The following is a 16,699-nucleotide window of genomic DNA, read 5'->3' as shown; positions in this document are numbered from 1 at the left end:
GCCTGCGCTTGCGCTGAACACCTGTAGGAGCAGGCTCTGCCTGCGACCTCGGCCTGCACGATGCCGAGCGACAACACCGAACCAACCCCCTCTCCCCTCTGGGGAGAGGGCCGGGGTGAGGGGCTGGCGCCATCACTCATCCTGCCCGGTGGGCGCCAGGGCTCGTGCTAGACTCGCCGGCTTTCCCCGACCGCGTCCGTTCCCGTGCCCGATATCCACGCCCACTGGCTCCCCGCCGACGCCCTGCCCGCCCCGCTCGACCCCGTGCTGCACGCCTGGCTGTACGAGGACCGCGGCTCGCTCACCCAGCGCCTCACCGAGCTGGCCGACGGCGCCTTCGGCGTGCAGCCGCTGGACGAGGGCTGGCAGGTGCTGCGCGACGACGAGTGCCAGGCGCTGGGCATTCCCGCCGGCAGCGCCGGCTGGGTCCGCGAGGTGTACCTGTACGGCGGCGAGCGGCCCTGGGTCTACGCGCGCAGCGTGGCCGGCCGCGAGGCGCTGGTGGCCTCGGGCTTCGACATCCAGCACCTGGGCAGCCGCTCGCTCGGCGAGCTGCTGTTCAGCGACCGCGCGTTCGCCCGCGGGACCTTCGAGACCTGCCGCTACCCGGCCGCCTGGCTGCCGCCGGCGGTGCGCCAGGAAGGGCTCTGGGCGCGCCGCTCGTGCTTCAGCCGGGACAGTCTCGGCGTACTGGTGGCCGAGGTGTTCCTGCCGGCGTTCTGGGCGCGGGCGCAGGGCACGGCCTGTCCGCCGGGACAGCGCCCCGTATAATCGCGCCACCGCCCATGGCTGCCGGGCATTCCGGCAGCGAACGGAGAGCCGCCGCGATGTACCTGAGACTGCTGCAATCCTGCAACCGCCTGCACCCCCGCGCCTGGGACTTCATCCAGCTGATGCGCCTGGACCGGCCGATCGGCACCTACCTGCTGCTGTGGCCGACGCTCTGGGCGCTGTGGATCGCCGGCGAGGGCTCGCCGAGCGTAAAGAATGTCGTGATCTTCGTCCTCGGCGTGGTGCTGATGCGCGCCGCCGGCTGCGTGATCAACGATTTCGCCGACCGCAACTTCGACGGCCACGTGGCGCGCACCAAGGATCGCCCGCTGGCCACCGGCCGGGTCACCACCCGGGAGGCCTGGATTCTCTTCGCGGTGCTGGTGGCGCTGAGCTTCGGCCTGGTGCTGCTGACCAATGCCGCCACCGTCTGGCTGTCCTTCGGCGGGCTGGCGGTGGCGGCGCTCTACCCCTTCATGAAGCGCTACACCTATTACCCGCAGGTGGTGCTCGGCGCGGCCTTCTCCTGGGGCATGCCGATGGCCTTCACCGCCGAGACCGGCAGCCTGCCGCCGGAGGCCTGGCTGCTGTTCATCGCCAACCTCATCTGGACGGTGGCCTACGACACCTATTACGCGATGGCCGACCGCGAGGACGACCTGAAGATCGGCATCCGCTCCACCGCCATCCTGTTCGGCGAGGCCGACCGCACCATCATCGCCGTGCTCCAGGGGCTGGCGCTGGTCTGCCTGATCCTCGCCGGGGTGCGCTTCGAGCTCGGCCAGTGGTTCCACCTTGGCCTGACGATCGCCGCGGCCTGCTTCGCCTGGGAATGGTGGATCACCCGCTCGCGCAAGCCCCAGCTCTGCTTCCGCGCCTTCCTGCACAACCACTGGGCGGGACTGGCGATACTCGCGGGCATCGTCATGGACTATGCGGTGCGTTGAGGCGGCAGGTGCAGGAACCTGGTGGGCTGAAGCGGAACGCCGCCCGGCCCACCCTACAGGCTGGAAGGCTGGAAGGCTGGAAGGCTGGAAGGCTGGAAGGCTGGAAGGCTGGAAGGCTGGAATAGGATGCCCTCACCGTGGCGGCCATCAATGGGCAAGTCTGTTTGCACACTCCGGGGCCACTTTTCGTTCAGCCTTCCAGCCTCCAGCGCTCCTTTATGCCTGCCGCGTAGCGTCAGGCTGTCACATCCCTGCAACATTTCCGTTATCTAATGCCGGCGACAACGAAACGACGAGGCTTGACCATGAACGGCAAGAACATCCTGATCGTCGACGACGAGGCACCGATCCGCGAGATGATCGCCGTGGCGCTCGAGATGGCCGGGTACGCCTGCCTGGAGGCGGAAAACGCCCAGCAGGCGCATGCCCTGATCGTCGATCGCCAGCCGGACCTGATCCTGCTGGACTGGATGCTCCCCGGCACCTCGGGGATCGAGCTGGCCCGCCGGCTCAAGCGCGACACCCTGACCGCCGACGTACCGATCGTGATGCTCACCGCCAAGGGCGAGGAGGACAACAAGATCCAGGGGCTCGAGGTCGGTGCCGACGACTACATCACCAAGCCCTTCTCCCCGCGCGAACTGGTCGCCCGCCTAAAGGCGGTGCTGCGCCGGGCCGCGCCGACCGACAGCGAGGAGCCGATCGAGGTCGGCGGGCTGCTGCTCGACCCGGTCAGCCACCGCGTCACCATCGACGGCAAGCCGGCGGAAATGGGCCCCACCGAATACCGCCTGCTGCAGTTCTTCATGACCCACCAGGAGCGCGCCTACACCCGCAGCCAGCTGCTCGACCAGGTCTGGGGCGGCAACGTCTACGTCGAGGAGCGCACGGTCGACGTGCACATCCGGCGGCTGCGCAAGGCGCTGGGCGATGCCTATGAGAACCTGGTACAGACCGTGCGCGGGACCGGCTATCGTTTCTCGACCAAGGGCTGAGCCGGGGCCACCACACATCCGTCGCCGCGGTTTCCTCAAGGAGCGATCCGATTGAACCAAGACTGGCGCGGACCCATCGTGCGCCGCCTGCTGATCCTGATCGCCGGCTGCCTGCTGCTCGGCCTGCTCACAGGCGAATATGCCTGGGCGCTGGTGATCGGGCTGGCCGGCTACCTCGGCTGGACACTGCGTCAGCTGTTCCGTCTGCAGCACTGGCTCAAGCAGCGCGATCCGGAACAGCCGCCGCCCGACGGCCACGGCCTGTGGGGCGACATCTTCGATGCCCTGTACCAGCTGCAACGCCAGGAAATGCGCGCCCGCGGACGCCTGCAGGCGATCATCGACCGCGCCCTGGAGTCCACCAGCGCGCTGCGCGACGCCATCCTGCTGCTCGACAGCGAGGGCAACCTGGAGTGGTGGAACCCCGCCGCCGAGCGCCTGCTCGGCCTGAAGGACCCGCAGGACACCGGCCACCCGGTGTCCAACGTGGTGCGCCACCCGGCGTTCAAGGAATACTTTGACGCCGGGCGCTACCAGGAGCCGCTGGAACTGCCTTCCCCGGTGAACGAGCGCCTGCAGCTGCAGTACCACTTCACCCGCTTCGGCAACGCCGAGCACCTGTTGCTGGTGCGCGATGTGACCCGCCTCCACCAGCTCGAGCAGATGCGCAAGGACTTCGTCGCCAACGTCTCCCATGAGCTGCGTACGCCGCTGACGGTGATCGCCGGCTACCTGGAGACCTTCAGCGAGAACCAGGAACAGTTCCCGCCGCGCTGGCACCGCGCCCTCGACCAGATGAACCAGCAGGCCGGACGCATGCAGCTGCTGCTCAACGACCTGCTGCTGCTGGCCAAGCTCGAAGCCACCAGCTACCCGGCGCACAACCAGCCGGTGGCGGTGGACGCGCTGCTGCGCGACATCGTCGCCGACGCCCAGGCGCTGTCCGGCGAGCGCGCCCACCGCATCAGCCTGGAAGGCGACGGCACGCGCCTGAAGGGCAGCGCCGAGGAACTGCGCAGCGCCTTCTCCAACCTGGTGTTCAACGCCGTGAAGTACACCCCGGCCGGCGGCGAGATCGCGGTGCGCTGGTGGGGCGACGAAGAGGGCGCCCACCTCAGCGTGCAGGACAACGGCATCGGCGTCGAGAGCAAGCACCTGCCGCGGCTGACAGAGCGCTTCTACCGGGTCGATTCGAGCCGCGCCAGCAGCACCGGCGGCACCGGCCTCGGGCTGGCGATCGTCAAGCACGTGCTGCTGCGGCACAAGGGCCAGCTGGAGATCGCCAGCACCCCGGGCCAGGGCAGCACCTTCACCTGCCATTTCCAGCCGGCGCAGCTGGCGCGCTGATGCCGGCGGTCAGCCACGCCGGCGTTTCTCCGGGCGGACCTTGAATTGCCCGCCGGGCGCCCCCATTCTCAGGCCGTCATCGACTCTTGCCGACCCTCATGGACCCTGACCCCAGTTACACCGCCTCCACCTACTTCGCCGATTTCGGCTTGGTTCTCTTTGCCCTTTTCCTCGTCCTGCTCAACGGCTTCTTCGTCGCCGCCGAATTCGCCATGGTCAAGTTGCGCGCCACCAAGGTCGAGGCGCTGGCCAGCCGCCACGGCTGGCGCGGGCACATCCTGCGCACCGTGCACGACCAGCTGGACGCCTACCTGTCGGCCTGCCAACTGGGCATCACCCTCGCCTCGCTCGGCCTTGGCTGGGTCGGCGAACCGGCCTTCGCCCACCTGCTCGAGCCGCTGCTGCGCTCGATCGGCATCGACGCCCCGGCGCTGGTGCACGGCATCGCCTTCTTTACCGCGTTCTTCCTGATCTCCTACCTGCACATCGTGGTCGGCGAGCTGGCGCCCAAGTCCTGGGCGATCCGCAAGCCCGAGCTGCTGTCGCTGTGGACGGCGGTGCCGTTGTATCTGTTCTACTGGCTGATGTACCCGGCGATCTACCTGCTCAACGCCAGCGCCAACGCCATCCTGCGCCTGGCCGGCCAGGGCGAGCCGGGGCCGCACCACGAGCACCACTACAGCCGCGAGGAGCTCAAGCTGATCCTGCATTCCAGCCGCGCCCAGGACCCCACCGACCAGGACATGCGGGTGATCGCCTCGGCGGTGGAGATGAGCGAGCTCGAGGTGGTGGACTGGGCCAACTCCCGCGAGGACCTGGTGCAGCTCGAGCACGACATGCCGCTGGCGGAGATCCTCGACCGCATCCGCCGGCACAAGTACAGCCGCTATCCGGTGTTCGACACGGACAAGGGCGAGTACATCGGCCTGCTGCACATCAAGGACCTGCTGCTGGCGCTGGCCACCGGCGAGCTGAGCGCCGAGCGCTTCGAACTCAGGGACCTGCTGCGCCCGCTGGAGCGGGTCTCCAAGCACATGCAGCTGACCACGCTGCTCGAGCGCTTCCGGCGCGGCGGTGCGCACTTCGTGCTGGTCGAGGAAGGCGATCACAAGGTGATCGGCTACCTGACCATGGAAGATGTGCTGGAAGTTCTGGTCGGCGACATCGAGGACGAGCACCGCAAGGCCGAGCGCGGCGTGCTCTCCTATCAGCCCGGCAAGCTGCTGGTGCGCGGCGACACGCCGCTGTTCAAGGTGGCGCGCCTGCTGGACCTGGATCTGGACCACATCGAGGCCGACACCCTCGCCGGCCTGGTCTACGAAACGCTCAAGCGCGTCCCCGAAGAGGACGAGGTGCTGCTTACCGAGGGGCTGCGCATCATCGTGAAGAAGATGCGCGGACCGAAGATCGTGCTGGCCAAGGTGGTGAAACTGGCCTGATCCTCCGCCGCGCCGCAAGCGACGAACGGCGCGGCGCGTCCACCGTACTGTCACGCAGGGCGCGCACACTGCCGGCTGTGGGAAGCATGCCCACGACCTGAAAGCGGAGGCCCCATGAGCAGCAGATCGCTCGAAGAACTCGTCAGGCAGGCGAACGCGGACACCCCTCTTCCCCTGCCCACCTGGGCCCAGCAGAGAAGCCGGACGCCCGGCTGCCGGATCAGGACCAGTCCGGCGCGCCGGCGCGCCGCGGCCGACCTTCCCGAGCCGGCCTGAGCCGGCGTAGCGGACGGGCAGGCCACGGCCTGCATCTCCGCGAGGATGCGCGCGCTTTGCCTTTTCCCTCTCTCCGGGCCTGGGTGAGGCTGTGCAGCCTGTTGGCTTTCTGCTCTGATGTGGGGGCGCCGCGCCCCACACCGAGTGCCAATACCCGTCGCGGTCAGGCTGGGAGGAAAGCACGCCCTGCCACAGGGAGGTGAGCCGTACCGCCTTGCCTTTTCCCCTTCAATCGCCGCCGACCGCGAAGTTCGGCAGGCGGTTGACCGGCTGGGCGAACTCGAAGGGAATCGATTCCACCGCCAGCCCGACGTTGCGCTGCACCACGAAATGCAGGTGCGGGCCGGTGCTGTTGCCGGTGTTGCCGGAGCGCGCCAGGTGCGCCCCGACCTCGACCCGCTGGCCTTCGCGCACCGCCACCGAACCCTTCATCAGGTGCAGGTAGACGCCCATGGTGCCGTCGTCGTGAAGGATGCGCACGAAGTTGCCTGAGGGGTTGTCGCCGCGCCCGGTCTGGTCGTTCTCCACCTTGACCACCACGCCGGCGCGGGCGGCGATGATCGGCGTGCCCTCGGGCATGGCGATGTCCACCGCGTAGCGGCCCTTGGGCGTGAAGTGGCTGTACTTGCCGTTGGCGCCCTGGGTCTGGCGGAACGGCCCGCCGCGCCAGGGCAGCGGATAGCGGTAGAAGGAGGGCTCCAGTCGCGGGTCGCCGAGCGCGTAGCGCAGGCGCGGCTGGTAGCGCATCGGCTGGCCGGCATCGCGCGGGGCCAGGGTGGCGAGGCGGATCTGGCTGCGCGGCGGCAGCACCCAGCGGATCGGCCGTTCCGGCGCGCCCACCACGTTGCTCAGGCCTTCGAGCTTCAGCTCGACGTCCACCGGGGCGTACAGGTCGTTGCGCACCATCAGCGTCTCGCCGCCGGCGTGCTTGCGCGTCTCCAGCTTCACCTGGCTGTCGGTGCGCTCGACCATGCGGTCGCTGAAGCTGAACACCTGCGCGCCGGGAACGGCCTGGTCGCTGTAGGTGACCACGCCGTTGGCGTCGGTGTACTTGTAGACGGTCAGGGCCATGGCCGGTAGCGCCGGCGCCAGCAGCCCGAGCAGTAGGAGGAAGCGCCCTAGCATGACGGCATATTTCAGGTGATCAGGTGATGCAGGCGAAGATAGCAGCCGCACCCACGCCCGGCGAGTCGTCGCCGACCGGTTGTGTGAACTCGTGCGGGGTTCTCGCGGTGCAGGAGACCGGCGGCAGGCGCGGCGCGCTCAGGCGCCGGGAACGTAGTGGCGCTGCATGCTGCCGCGGGCTATCAGCCGTGACAGGTAGTCGAGCTTCTGCGGGTCGCGGTCGACGAAGCGGAAGGTCAGCTGCAGCCACTCGGTGGCCGGCGTCGGCTCGAGCGCGGCGATGGCGTGCAGGTAGCCGTTGAGCCGTGCGGTCTCGCCGGCGCCCTGCTCCAGGTCGAGCACGGCCGATTCAAGCACTTGCGGCAGCACGTCGCCGCGCTTGATCACCAGCAGCGCTTCCTTGAGGCTGAGCGCCTTGATCACGCAGTCGAGCTGGCGATCCGGCAGGCGCAGCTGGCCCTGCCCGCGGCCGGTGGGCGCCGCCTTCGGCGCGGTCCGTTCGGGCGCCGGCCGCGACTGCATCGGCGCGCCGCGCTTGATCACCTCGGCCTTGCCGCCGGTCAGCGCCGCCAGCGAATCGTTCGGCAGCCCGCCCGACAGCGAGCGCTCGGGCTCGGCGGCGGCCAGCGCCTCGAGCTTGCCGGCGCGCGCCAGCGCCTTGCGCACCTTGGCCGAGAGCTGGTCGTTGGAGAAGGGCTTGCCGATGTAGTCGGAGACGCCGGCCTGGATGGCCTGGATGACGTTCTCCTTGTCGCCGCGGCTGGTGACCATGATGAAGGGCACGGTCTTGAGGGCGTCCTGCTCGCGGCACCAGGTCAGCAGCTCGAGGCCGGACATCTCCGGCATCTCCCAGTCGCAGAGGATCAGGTCGAAACGCTCGCGGGAAAGCGTCTGCTGGGCCTTGCGGCCGTTCACCGCCTCGTCCACGTGGATGCCGGGGAACAGCGTGCGCAGGCCCTTCTTGATCAAATCCCGGATGAAGGGCGCATCATCCACCACCAGCACACTGACCTTGCTCATCGAAGACTCCTTGGACCAGCAGCCGAACGGCAGACTGCGAGTCCGTCAGTGTGCGGCGTCGTCGGAGCGAGTCAAGTTTTTTAGGTGGCCCGCCTCAGGACACCGAGGCGGGAACGGCCGGGCGCAGCGAGGGGCCCGATCCTCGTCTCGCTACACGCCGGGCTTCGGCGCTACGCACCTCGACCCAGCCTGCCCATGGCAGGCGCAGGTTGGCTGGGGTGGCCCAGGCCAGTCAACGAGCGCGGCAGGTATCAGGGTTTCTCGCCCTGTACCTCGGCCTGCATCCGCGCCAGGCCCATGTGGCGCACGTCGGTGCCGCGCACCAAGTAGATCACCAGCGCGGCGATGTTGCGTGCATGGTCGCCGATCCGCTCCAGCGAGCGCAGCACCCAGATCACGCTGAGCACGCGGGAGATCGAGCGCGGGTCTTCCATCATGTAGGTGACCAGCTCGCGCAGCGCGGTCTTGTACTCGCGGTCGACGGTCTTGTCGTATTGCACCACCGACAGCGCCAGGTCGGCGTCGAAGCGGGCGAAGGCATCGAGCGCCTCCTGCACCATCTTGCGCACCTGGTCGCCGATGTGGCGGACCTCGACGTAGCCGCGCGGCGACTCGCCGGATTCGCACAGTTCGATGGCGCGGCGGGCGATCTTGGTCGCCTCGTCGCCGATGCGCTCGATGTCGATCACCGACTTCGACACGCTGATGATCAGCCGCAGGTCGGAGGCGGCCGGCTGCCGGCGGGCGAGGATGCGCACGCATTCCTCGTCGATGTTGCGCTCCATCAGGTTGATCTGGTCGTCGACCTCGCGCACCTGCTCGGCGAGCCCGGAGTCGGCCTCGATCAGCGCGATGACGGCGTCGTTGACCTGCTTCTCCACCAGCCCGCCCATGGCCAGGAGGTGGCTGCGCACATCCTCGAGCTCGGCGTTGAACTGCTGGGAGATATGTTGGGTGTGGGTGTCTTTGGTGATCATCAAAAGCTCCTGAAAGCCGCTGAAGGCTGAAGGCTGGACGAGGGGCGTCTGCCTCCAGCCTCCAGCGCTCTTGTCGTCTTTTCCGCCTTTTAGCCGTACCGCCCCGTGATGTAGTCCTCGGTCTGCTTCTTCTCCGGGTTGGTGAAGAGCGTGTCGGTGTCGCCGTACTCGATCAGCTTGCCCATGTACATGAAGGCCGTGTAGTCGGAGACGCGCGCGGCCTGCTGCATGTTGTGGGTGACGATGACGATGGTATAGCGGGCCTTGAGCTCGTAGATCAGTTCTTCGACCTTCAGCGAGGAGATCGGGTCGAGCGCCGAGCTCGGTTCGTCGAGCAGCAGCACTTCCGGCTGCACGGCGATGGTGCGGGCGATCACCAGGCGCTGCTGCTGGCCGCCGGACAGGCCGAGCGCCGATTCGTGCAGGCGATCCTTGACCTCATCCCACAGCGCCGCGCCCTTGAGTGCCCATTCCACCGTCTCGTCGAGCACGCGCTTCTGCTTGATGCCCTGGATGCGCAGGCCGTAGACGACGTTCTCGTAGATGCTCTTGGGGAAGGGGTTGGGCTTCTGGAACACCATGCCGACGCGGCGGCGCAGGTCGGCGACGTCCTCGCCCTTGCGGTAGATGTTTTGCCCGTCGAGGTTGATGGCACCCTCGATGCGGCAGCCGTCGACCAGGTCGTTCATGCGGTTGAAGCAACGCAGCAGGGTCGACTTGCCGCAGCCGGACGGGCCGATGAAGGCGGTCACCCGCTGCTTCGGGATGTTCAGGCTGATGTCGTACAGCGCCTGCTTCTCGCCGTAGAACAGACTCAGCTTGGGCACCTCGATGGCCACCGTCTCGTCGGCCAGGTTGAGGCTGCGCTTGTCGCGCCCGAGGGCGCTGATGTCGATGCCGTGGGTGGGGGTTTGCATGGGTCTCTCCGTTGTCGCTGGAGGCTAGAGGCTGAAGGCTGGACGTGTTGGGAGTCGCTCTTCGTCCAGCCTTCGAGCCTCCAGCGCCTTTATCGGCTGTTAGTGATCAAGCGCCTTGTACTTCTCGCGCAGGTGGTTGCGGATGTAGACCGCCGACATGTTCAGGGTGGCGATGACCAGCACCAGCAGGAACGCGGTGGCGTAGACCAGCGGGCGGGCGGCCTCGACGTTGGGGCTCTGGAAGCCGACGTCGAAGATGTGGAAGCCCAGGTGCATGATCTTCTGGTCCAGGTGCAGGTAAGGGTAGTTGCCGTTCAGCGGCAGGGTCGGCGCCAGCTTGACCACGCCCACCAGCATCAGCGGCGCCACCTCGCCGGCGGCGCGCGCCACGGCCAGGATCAGGCCGGTCATCATCGCCGGGCTGGCCATCGGGATCACCACCCGCCAGAGCGTCTCCGACTTGGTCGCGCCGAGCGCCAGCGAGCCTTCGCGGATCATCCGCGGGATGCGCGCCAGCCCTTCCTCGGTGGAGACGATCACCACCGGCAGGGTGAGGATCGCCAGGGTCAGCGACGCCCACATCAGGCCCGGGGTGCCGAACACCGGCGACGGCGCCGCCTCGCGGTAGAACAGCTGGTCGATCGAGCCGCCCAGCACGTAGACGAAGAAACCCAGGCCGAACACGCCGTAGACGATCGAGGGCACGCCGGCGAGGTTGTTCACCGCGATGCGGATCAGCCGCGTCAGCGGGCCCTGCTTGGCGTACTCGCGCAGGTAGACCGCGGCGATCACCCCGAACGGGGTGACGATCACCGCCATGATCATCACCATCAGCACGGTGCCGAAGATCGCCGGGAACACGCCGCCCTCGGTGTTCGCCTCGCGCGGGTCGTCGCTGACGAATTCCCACAGCTTGGCGCCGTAGAAGCCGAGCTTCTCGGTCGTCGACATGGCGTTCGGGCGGTAGACGTCGACCACCTTGGCCAGGTTGATCTCCACCTCCTGCCCGGCGGCGGTGCGCATCAGGATGCTGTCGCGCGACAGTGCCTGGTTCAGCTCGGCGAGACGATCCTCGAGCGCCCGGTACTGGGCCTGGTACTCGGCGCGCTGGGCGTCGATGTCGGCCTGCGCCTCGGCGGTCAGCTTGTCGTCCAGCTGCAGCCCGCGAGTCTTCAGGCGCAGGCGCTCCATGCCGTAGTTGATCGCGCCGATATCCACGCGCTCGAGCCGGTTCAGCTCGTCGAACAGCTTGCCGGCACGCGCCAGGCGTTCCTGCAGCGCCGACCAGGCGGCCTCGCCCTCGGCCACCAGCTGGCCGCGCTCGCGCACCGCCAGGAGATAGCCGTAGAAGTTGCCCCACTCGCGGCGCTCGATCGCCAGCAGCTCGCGCGGCCGGGTGACGTCCTGCATCCACTCCTCGACCACCCACACGAAGTCGGCGCCGAACTCGCGGTTGCCGACCTTGAGCAGCTGCCGAACCATGAACTCCGAGCCTTCCTCGGCCACCGGCAGGCCGGCACCCTGCAGGCGCTCGCGGGTGACCTGCTCGCGTTGCACCACCTCGCCGATCACCGGGCGCGGCTGCTCGCCGGGCACCACGTAGTTCGCCTGGATGAGGTCCGAGGCCCAGAAGTGCGCCAGCCCGCGCACCGCGATCACCGCCAGCAGGCCGAGGGTCATGATCACGGCGATCGACACGGCGCCGCCATTCATCCAGATCCACGGCGAGCCGCTCTTGAACCAGCCCGTCCGGGTATTTCGCTTGTCCGACATCGCGCTTTCCTCAGGCTCAGAGCGACGAATATTTCACGCGCAGCCGCTGGCGGATGAGCTCGGCCAGGGTGTTCATGACGAAGGTGAACAGCAGCAGCACCAGGGCCGCGAGGAAGAGCACGCGGAAGTGCGTGCCGCCGACCTCGGACTCGGGCATCTCGACCGCCACGTTGGCGGCCAGGGTGCGCATGCCTTCGAAGATGTTGGCTTCCATGATCGGCGTATTGCCGGTGGCCATCAGCACGATCATGGTCTCGCCGACCGCACGGCCCATGCCGATCATAAGCGCCGAGAAGATCCCCGGGCTGGCGGTGAGGATGACCACCCGGGTCAGGGTCTGCCAGGGCGTGGCGCCGAGCGCCAGCGAGCCGAAGGTGAGGCTCTTGGGCACGCTGAACACGGCGTCCTCGGCGATCGAGTAGATGTTCGGGATCACCGCGAAGCCCATCGCCAGGCCGACCACCAGGGCGTTGCGCTGGTCGAACTTGATGCCCATCTCGTGGCTCAGCCACAGCGGCATGTTGCCGCCGAACAGCCAGGCCTCCAGGTAGCCGCTGACGGCGAAGGAGAACCAGCCGACCACCAGCACCACCGGGATCAGGATGGCGCTTTCCCAGCCGGCCGGCACGCGCAGGCGGATCGCCTCGGGCAGCCGGCTCCAGCCGTAGCCGGTGGCGAGGATGGCGATCGGCAGCACGATCAGCAGGGTGATGATGCCCGGCAGGTGCAGCTCGAGGAAGGGCGCCAGGAACAGTCCGGCGAAGAAGCCGAGGATCACCGTCGGCAGCGCCTCCATTAGCTCGATCACCGGCTTGACCTTGCGGCGCATCGCCGGGGCCATGAAGTAGGCGGTATAGATGGCGGCCGCGATCGCCAGCGGGGCCGCCAGCAGCATGGCGTAGAAGGCCGCCTTGAGGGTGCCGAAGGCCAGCGGCGAGAGGCTCAGCTTCGGCTCGAAGTCGCCGCTGGCCGAAGTCGACTGCCAGATGTAGGCGGGCGAATCGTAGTTTTCGTACCAGACCTTGCCCCAGAGCGCGTGCCAGGACACCTCGGGGTGCGGGTTGTCGAGATTGAAGCTGCGCAGTGCGCCACCGCTCTCGAGCAGCACGCGGTTGGCGCGCGGCGAGATGGCCAGGGCCTCGGCGCCCTGGCCCAGCTCGACCTCCAGCAGCTGGCGCTGCGAGGTGGTGTAGAACACGCCCAGGCGGCCCTGCTCGTCCAGCGCCAGGAAGCCCTTGCGGCGCGCTTCCGGCACCAGGCCGGCGATCGGGCTCTGCGCCAGCTTGAACTGGCGCACCGCCTTCAGCCGGGCCTGGCCGTCGGGGTCGCGGGCCATGAACCACTGGCCGATGCCTCCCTTGGCGTCACCGATCAGCAGCGACACGCCGCCGAGCAGCTGGGCGCTGGCGGTGATCCGGTTGCCGCCGTCCTCGAGCAGCTTGTAGCGGCCGTTGAGCGAGCCGTTGCGCAGGTTGAACACGTCGGCGGTGGCGCGGCCGTTGAGCACGTACATCCACTGCTGGCGCGGGTCGATGTGGATCGACATGATCGGGTCGGCGATCTGCGGCAGCGCGACCTTCTCCTGCTCCAGGGTCACCTCGCCGGTCATCAGGTTCTCTTCGCGGGCCAGCCGCAGCACGTGCAGCTCGCGCTCGCTGGAGCCGGCGACGATCAGGGTGTCGTCGTTCGCGGTGAGACCGACGTGCTCGAGCGGGCGCCCCTGCTCGTCGAGGGTCACCGGGGCCTCGCCGAAGGGAAACTCCAGCGCCGGGGTGATCGTCTTGACGTTGTCCGGGTAGGTGATCTTGTAGCTGTGCCGGAACACCAGCGCCTGGCCGTTGCTCAGGCCCACGGCGATGCGCTCGCTGCCCGGCACGTCGACGCTATGCGAGGTGATCTGCACGCCTTCGGGCAGCGGCAGGCGCTGGCGGTGGATGACGCTGGAATCGCCCAGGTCGAAGAACACCACCTCGCCGCTGCTGTCCAGGCGCATGCCGACGCGGTTCTGCTCCTCCACCGAGAGCAGCATGGCGTGCTCGTCGGCCTCGGCCAGCCAGGCGGCCTCGTGGGGCGCGCGCTCCTCCATCTCGGCGCCCTGGAACAACGGGGCCACTTCATAGAAGAGGTAGAAGAAGATCAGCGTGATGGCGGCGAGCACGCCGAGCCCGCCGATCGAGACGTACCAGCCGGTCAGGCGGTCCTTGAGGGCGCGGCGCCGGCGCTTGCGTTGCAATGCCGGCGTATTGAAATCTACCCGCTGAGTGCGTTCTGAAGTCATTGAGTTAGTGGCCAGGTCATTCATTGCGCGACACCCTAGCGGGGCTATGTGACAGTTGCGTGACAGCGTTGTAACGAAACGATCCCGCTCGCGACGGTGTCGCAAGCGGGATCGGGTCGAAGCGCGCGCTCCGCAGAAGGGCGCTTACTTCAGGCCCAGCTCGGCGATCGCCTTTTCCGCGACGCGGGCGGGCAGCGGGATGTAGCCATCCTTGACCACCACCTGCTGGCCCTGCTGCGACAGCACCATCTTCAGGAACTGGGCTTCCAGCGGGTTCAGCGGCTGGTTCGGCGCCTTGTTCACGTAGACGTAGAGGAAGCGCGACAGCGGGAACTTGCCGGCCACGGCGTTCTCTTCGTTGGCGTCGAAGGCTTCGCCGCCCTTCTTCGCCAGCGGCACGGCCTTGACGCTGGAGGTCTTGTAGCCGATGCCCGAGTAGCCGATGCCGTTCAGCGAGCTGGAGACCGACTGCACCACCGAGGCGGAGCCCGGCTGCTCGTTCACGTTGGACTTGAAGTCACCCTTGCACAGGGCCTCTTCCTTGAAGTAGCCGTAGGTGCCGGATACCGAGTTGCGGCCGAACAGCTGGATCGGACGGTTGGCCCAGTCGCCGGTCAGGCCCAGTTGGCCCCAGGTGGTGATGTCCTGCTCGCCGCCGCACAGACGGGTGCTGGAGAAGATGGCGTCGACCTGGTCCATGGACAGCGACTTGATCGGGTTGTCCTTGTGCACGTAGACGGCCAGGGCGTCGATGGCGACTGGTACTTCGGTCGGCTTGTAGCCGTACTTTTCCTCGAAGGCCTGGATTTCCTGGTCCTTCATCTTGCGGCTCATCGGACCGATGCTGGAGGTGCCCTCGGTCAGGGCCGGCGGTGCGGTGGAGGAACCGGCAGCCTGGATCTGGATGTTGACGTTCGGGTAGTGGCGCTTGAAGTCCTCGGCCCACAGGGTCATGAGGTTGGCCAGGGTGTCCGAACCGACGCTGGACAGGTTGCCGGACACGCCGGTGGTCTTCTCATAGGTCGGCAGCGACGGGTCGACGGCAGCGGTGGCGCTGGCAGCTCCCACACCAGCGGCCACGAAGGTCAGCGCCGCCATCAAACGATTGAGTTTCATACCTTGCTCCTAGCGAGGGTGTGTCGTGTGTTGGTGGATCGGGGGCCAGTATCGGCAGGCCGTATGAACACTCTATGAAGCCAATGTGACAGTTGGATGACGGCGCCGAGGCAAGTTGGAGAAAGCTGCGGCCGTCCGGTCGCTGCGCTGCAAGCCAGCCGGTATACTCGGCCCGGCCCGCAAATTGCGTGGCTTTCGGGCCAGAACAACAACGCGCGAGTCGACGATGAACGATTACGAACAGGAAGACCCCATCCCTCAGGGCGACCTGGCCCTGCAGATCACCGCCCTGCCGCGCGAGACCAACGGCTTCGGCGACATCTACGGCGGCTGGCTGGTGGCCCAGATGGACCTGGCCGGCACCGCCATGGCCAGCCGCGTGGCCGGTGGCCGGGTGGCCACGGTGTCGATCGACCGCATGGCCTTCATGGTGCCGGTGGCGGTCGGCGCGCAGCTGTCCTTCTATACCCAGACGCTGGAGGTCGGGCGCAGCTCGATCCGCATGCTGGTCGAGGTATGGAGCGACGACCCGGTGTCCAGCGAATGGCGCAAGGTCACCGAGGCGGTGTTCGTGTTCGTCGCCATCGACGGCTGCGGCCGCACCCGCCCGGTGGCCCCGCGCCGCTGAGCGCCTGTCCGCCCCCCGCGCGAGCTGGAGCGACAGCGTTGGCGCGCAGCGGATCGCGGGCAGGCGCCCCGGCGCTTGCGCGCCCGTAGGATGGCAGCGAAGATGCCCTGACCTACACAGCCGGATGTAAACCTTGTCGACCCTGCTCCAGGCCCTGTGGCCGCTCTTTGCACTGATCGTGGGCGGCTATGCCCTGCGCTCGCGCGATTTTCCCAGCGAGGCCTTCTGGCCCGGCGCCGAGCGCCTCAACTATTTCCTGCTGTTTCCCGCGCTGCTGTTCAACAGCCTGGCCACCGCGCCGCTGATCAACCCGGCGCTGCCGCGGCTGGCCGCGGCGGTGATGCTCGGCCTCGGCCTGGCCTGGATCGCGCTCCTGGTGGCCAGGCGCCTGCGCGGCTGGTCGGCGGCCCGCTTCGGCTCGATCACCCAGGGCGTGCTGCGCTTCAACACCTACCTCGGGCTTGCCGCCATCGGCAGCCTGATGGGCAAGGAAGGGCTGGCGCTGGCGGCCCTGATGCTGGCACTGATGATCCCCGTGGTGAACGTGATGTCGATCTGGGCGCTGACCGCCGAGCGCGGCGTGAGCGTCCGCGGGCTGCTGCTGCCAATGTTGAAGAACCCGCTGATCCTGGCCTGCATCGCCGGCGTGCTGTTCAACCTCTCCGGCCTCGGCCTGCCCGGCGGCAGCGACCGCCTGCTCGGCCTGCTGGCCGCCGCCAGCCTGCCGCTGGGCCTGCTCTGCGTCGGCGCGGCGCTCAAGCCGCAGGAGCTGAGCGGGGAAGTCCCGGCGCTCGGCTGGAACTGCCTCATACGCCTGATCGCCATGCCCCTGCTGGCCTGGGGCGTGGCCCGGCTGCTGCACCTGCCGCCGCTGGAAAGCGGGCTGCTGGTGGTGTTCTTCGCCCTGCCCACCGCCCCGACCGCCTACGTGCTGGCCCGCCAGCTGGGTGGCGACAGCCACCTGATGGCCGGCATCATCACCCTGCAGACCCTGCTCGCCGCCGCCAGCCTGCCGCTGGTGATGGCCCTGCTTTGACGCGCAAGGGAAAAGCCCGGCGCCACCGGTCGTTTGGCGTCAGGCGTAGCCGCT

General features: G+C 68.0%; 14 protein-coding genes. 7 read left to right on the top strand and 7 right to left on the bottom strand.

Annotated features, from left to right (window positions below):
* Window positions 1-204: 204 nt before the first annotated feature.
* The 5 genes from H610_RS0105880 (at window position 205) to H610_RS0105860 (ending at window position 5,499) form a co-directional block, all read left to right on the top strand.
* Window positions 205-771, top strand: a complete 567-nt coding sequence (locus H610_RS0105880; RefSeq protein WP_028238819.1) for a chorismate--pyruvate lyase family protein — start codon at window positions 205-207, stop codon at window positions 769-771.
* A 56-nt stretch (window positions 772-827) separates the two neighbouring features.
* Window positions 828-1,718: a 4-hydroxybenzoate octaprenyltransferase gene (gene ubiA, locus H610_RS0105875; RefSeq protein WP_028238818.1), complete on the top strand. Its 891-nt coding sequence runs from the start codon at window positions 828-830 to the stop codon at window positions 1,716-1,718.
* Window positions 1,719-2,023: 305 nt separating this feature from the next.
* Window positions 2,024-2,713: a phosphate regulon transcriptional regulator PhoB gene (phoB, locus tag H610_RS0105870; RefSeq protein WP_028238817.1), complete on the top strand. Its 690-nt coding sequence runs from the start codon at window positions 2,024-2,026 to the stop codon at window positions 2,711-2,713.
* A 51-nt stretch (window positions 2,714-2,764) separates the two neighbouring features.
* Window positions 2,765-4,060 carry a phosphate regulon sensor histidine kinase PhoR gene (gene phoR, locus H610_RS0105865; RefSeq protein ID WP_028238816.1) on the top strand — a complete coding sequence of 432 codons (1,296 nt, stop codon included), beginning with the start codon at window positions 2,765-2,767 and terminating at the stop codon, window positions 4,058-4,060.
* 98 nt (window positions 4,061-4,158) lie between these two features.
* Window positions 4,159-5,499 carry a hemolysin family protein gene (locus H610_RS0105860; RefSeq protein WP_028238815.1) on the top strand — a complete coding sequence of 447 codons (1,341 nt, stop codon included), beginning with the start codon at window positions 4,159-4,161 and terminating at the stop codon, window positions 5,497-5,499.
* Window positions 5,500-6,003: 504 nt separating this feature from the next.
* Here H610_RS0105860 and H610_RS0105855 read toward each other — a convergent pair.
* From H610_RS0105855 to H610_RS0105825, 7 genes are all read right to left on the bottom strand, one after another.
* On the bottom strand, window positions 6,004-6,900 hold the full coding sequence (locus tag H610_RS0105855; protein ID WP_028238814.1) for a peptidoglycan DD-metalloendopeptidase family protein: 897 nt from the start codon (window positions 6,898-6,900) through the stop codon (window positions 6,004-6,006).
* Between the two features lie 138 nt (window positions 6,901-7,038).
* On the bottom strand, window positions 7,039-7,920 hold the full coding sequence (locus tag H610_RS0105850) for a response regulator (protein WP_028238813.1): 882 nt from the start codon (window positions 7,918-7,920) through the stop codon (window positions 7,039-7,041).
* A 251-nt stretch (window positions 7,921-8,171) separates the two neighbouring features.
* Window positions 8,172-8,897: a phosphate signaling complex protein PhoU gene (gene phoU / locus H610_RS0105845; RefSeq protein WP_028238812.1), complete on the bottom strand. Its 726-nt coding sequence runs from the start codon at window positions 8,895-8,897 to the stop codon at window positions 8,172-8,174.
* 89 nt (window positions 8,898-8,986) lie between these two features.
* The gene (gene pstB, locus H610_RS0105840; RefSeq protein ID WP_028238811.1) at window positions 8,987-9,814 is read right to left on the bottom strand and encodes a phosphate ABC transporter ATP-binding protein PstB; all 828 of its coding nucleotides are present in this window, start codon (window positions 9,812-9,814) and stop codon (window positions 8,987-8,989) included.
* Between the two features lie 99 nt (window positions 9,815-9,913).
* Complete coding sequence (pstA, locus tag H610_RS0105835; protein WP_028238810.1) at window positions 9,914-11,587, bottom strand: phosphate ABC transporter permease PstA; 1,674 nt, start codon at window positions 11,585-11,587, stop codon at window positions 9,914-9,916.
* Between the two features lie 16 nt (window positions 11,588-11,603).
* Window positions 11,604-13,889 carry an ABC transporter permease subunit gene (locus H610_RS0105830; protein ID WP_028238809.1) on the bottom strand — a complete coding sequence of 762 codons (2,286 nt, stop codon included), beginning with the start codon at window positions 13,887-13,889 and terminating at the stop codon, window positions 11,604-11,606.
* Window positions 13,890-14,009: 120 nt separating this feature from the next.
* On the bottom strand, window positions 14,010-14,981 hold the full coding sequence (locus tag H610_RS0105825; RefSeq protein WP_028238808.1) for a PstS family phosphate ABC transporter substrate-binding protein: 972 nt from the start codon (window positions 14,979-14,981) through the stop codon (window positions 14,010-14,012).
* Window positions 14,982-15,207: 226 nt separating this feature from the next.
* On the opposite strand from H610_RS0105825, the gene H610_RS0105820 reads away from it, so the two are divergent.
* Window positions 15,208-15,609, top strand: a complete 402-nt coding sequence (locus tag H610_RS0105820; RefSeq protein WP_028238807.1) for an acyl-CoA thioesterase — start codon at window positions 15,208-15,210, stop codon at window positions 15,607-15,609.
* Between the two features lie 133 nt (window positions 15,610-15,742).
* The gene (locus H610_RS0105815; RefSeq protein WP_028238806.1) at window positions 15,743-16,645 is read left to right on the top strand and encodes an AEC family transporter; all 903 of its coding nucleotides are present in this window, start codon (window positions 15,743-15,745) and stop codon (window positions 16,643-16,645) included.
* Window positions 16,646-16,699 lie beyond the last annotated feature (54 nt).

The sequence above is a fragment of the Stutzerimonas azotifigens DSM 17556 genome, assembly GCF_000425625.1.
Taxonomy (GTDB): Bacteria; Pseudomonadota; Gammaproteobacteria; order Pseudomonadales; family Pseudomonadaceae; genus Stutzerimonas; species Stutzerimonas azotifigens.
This window is presented reverse-complemented; position numbering and strand designations above follow the sequence as displayed.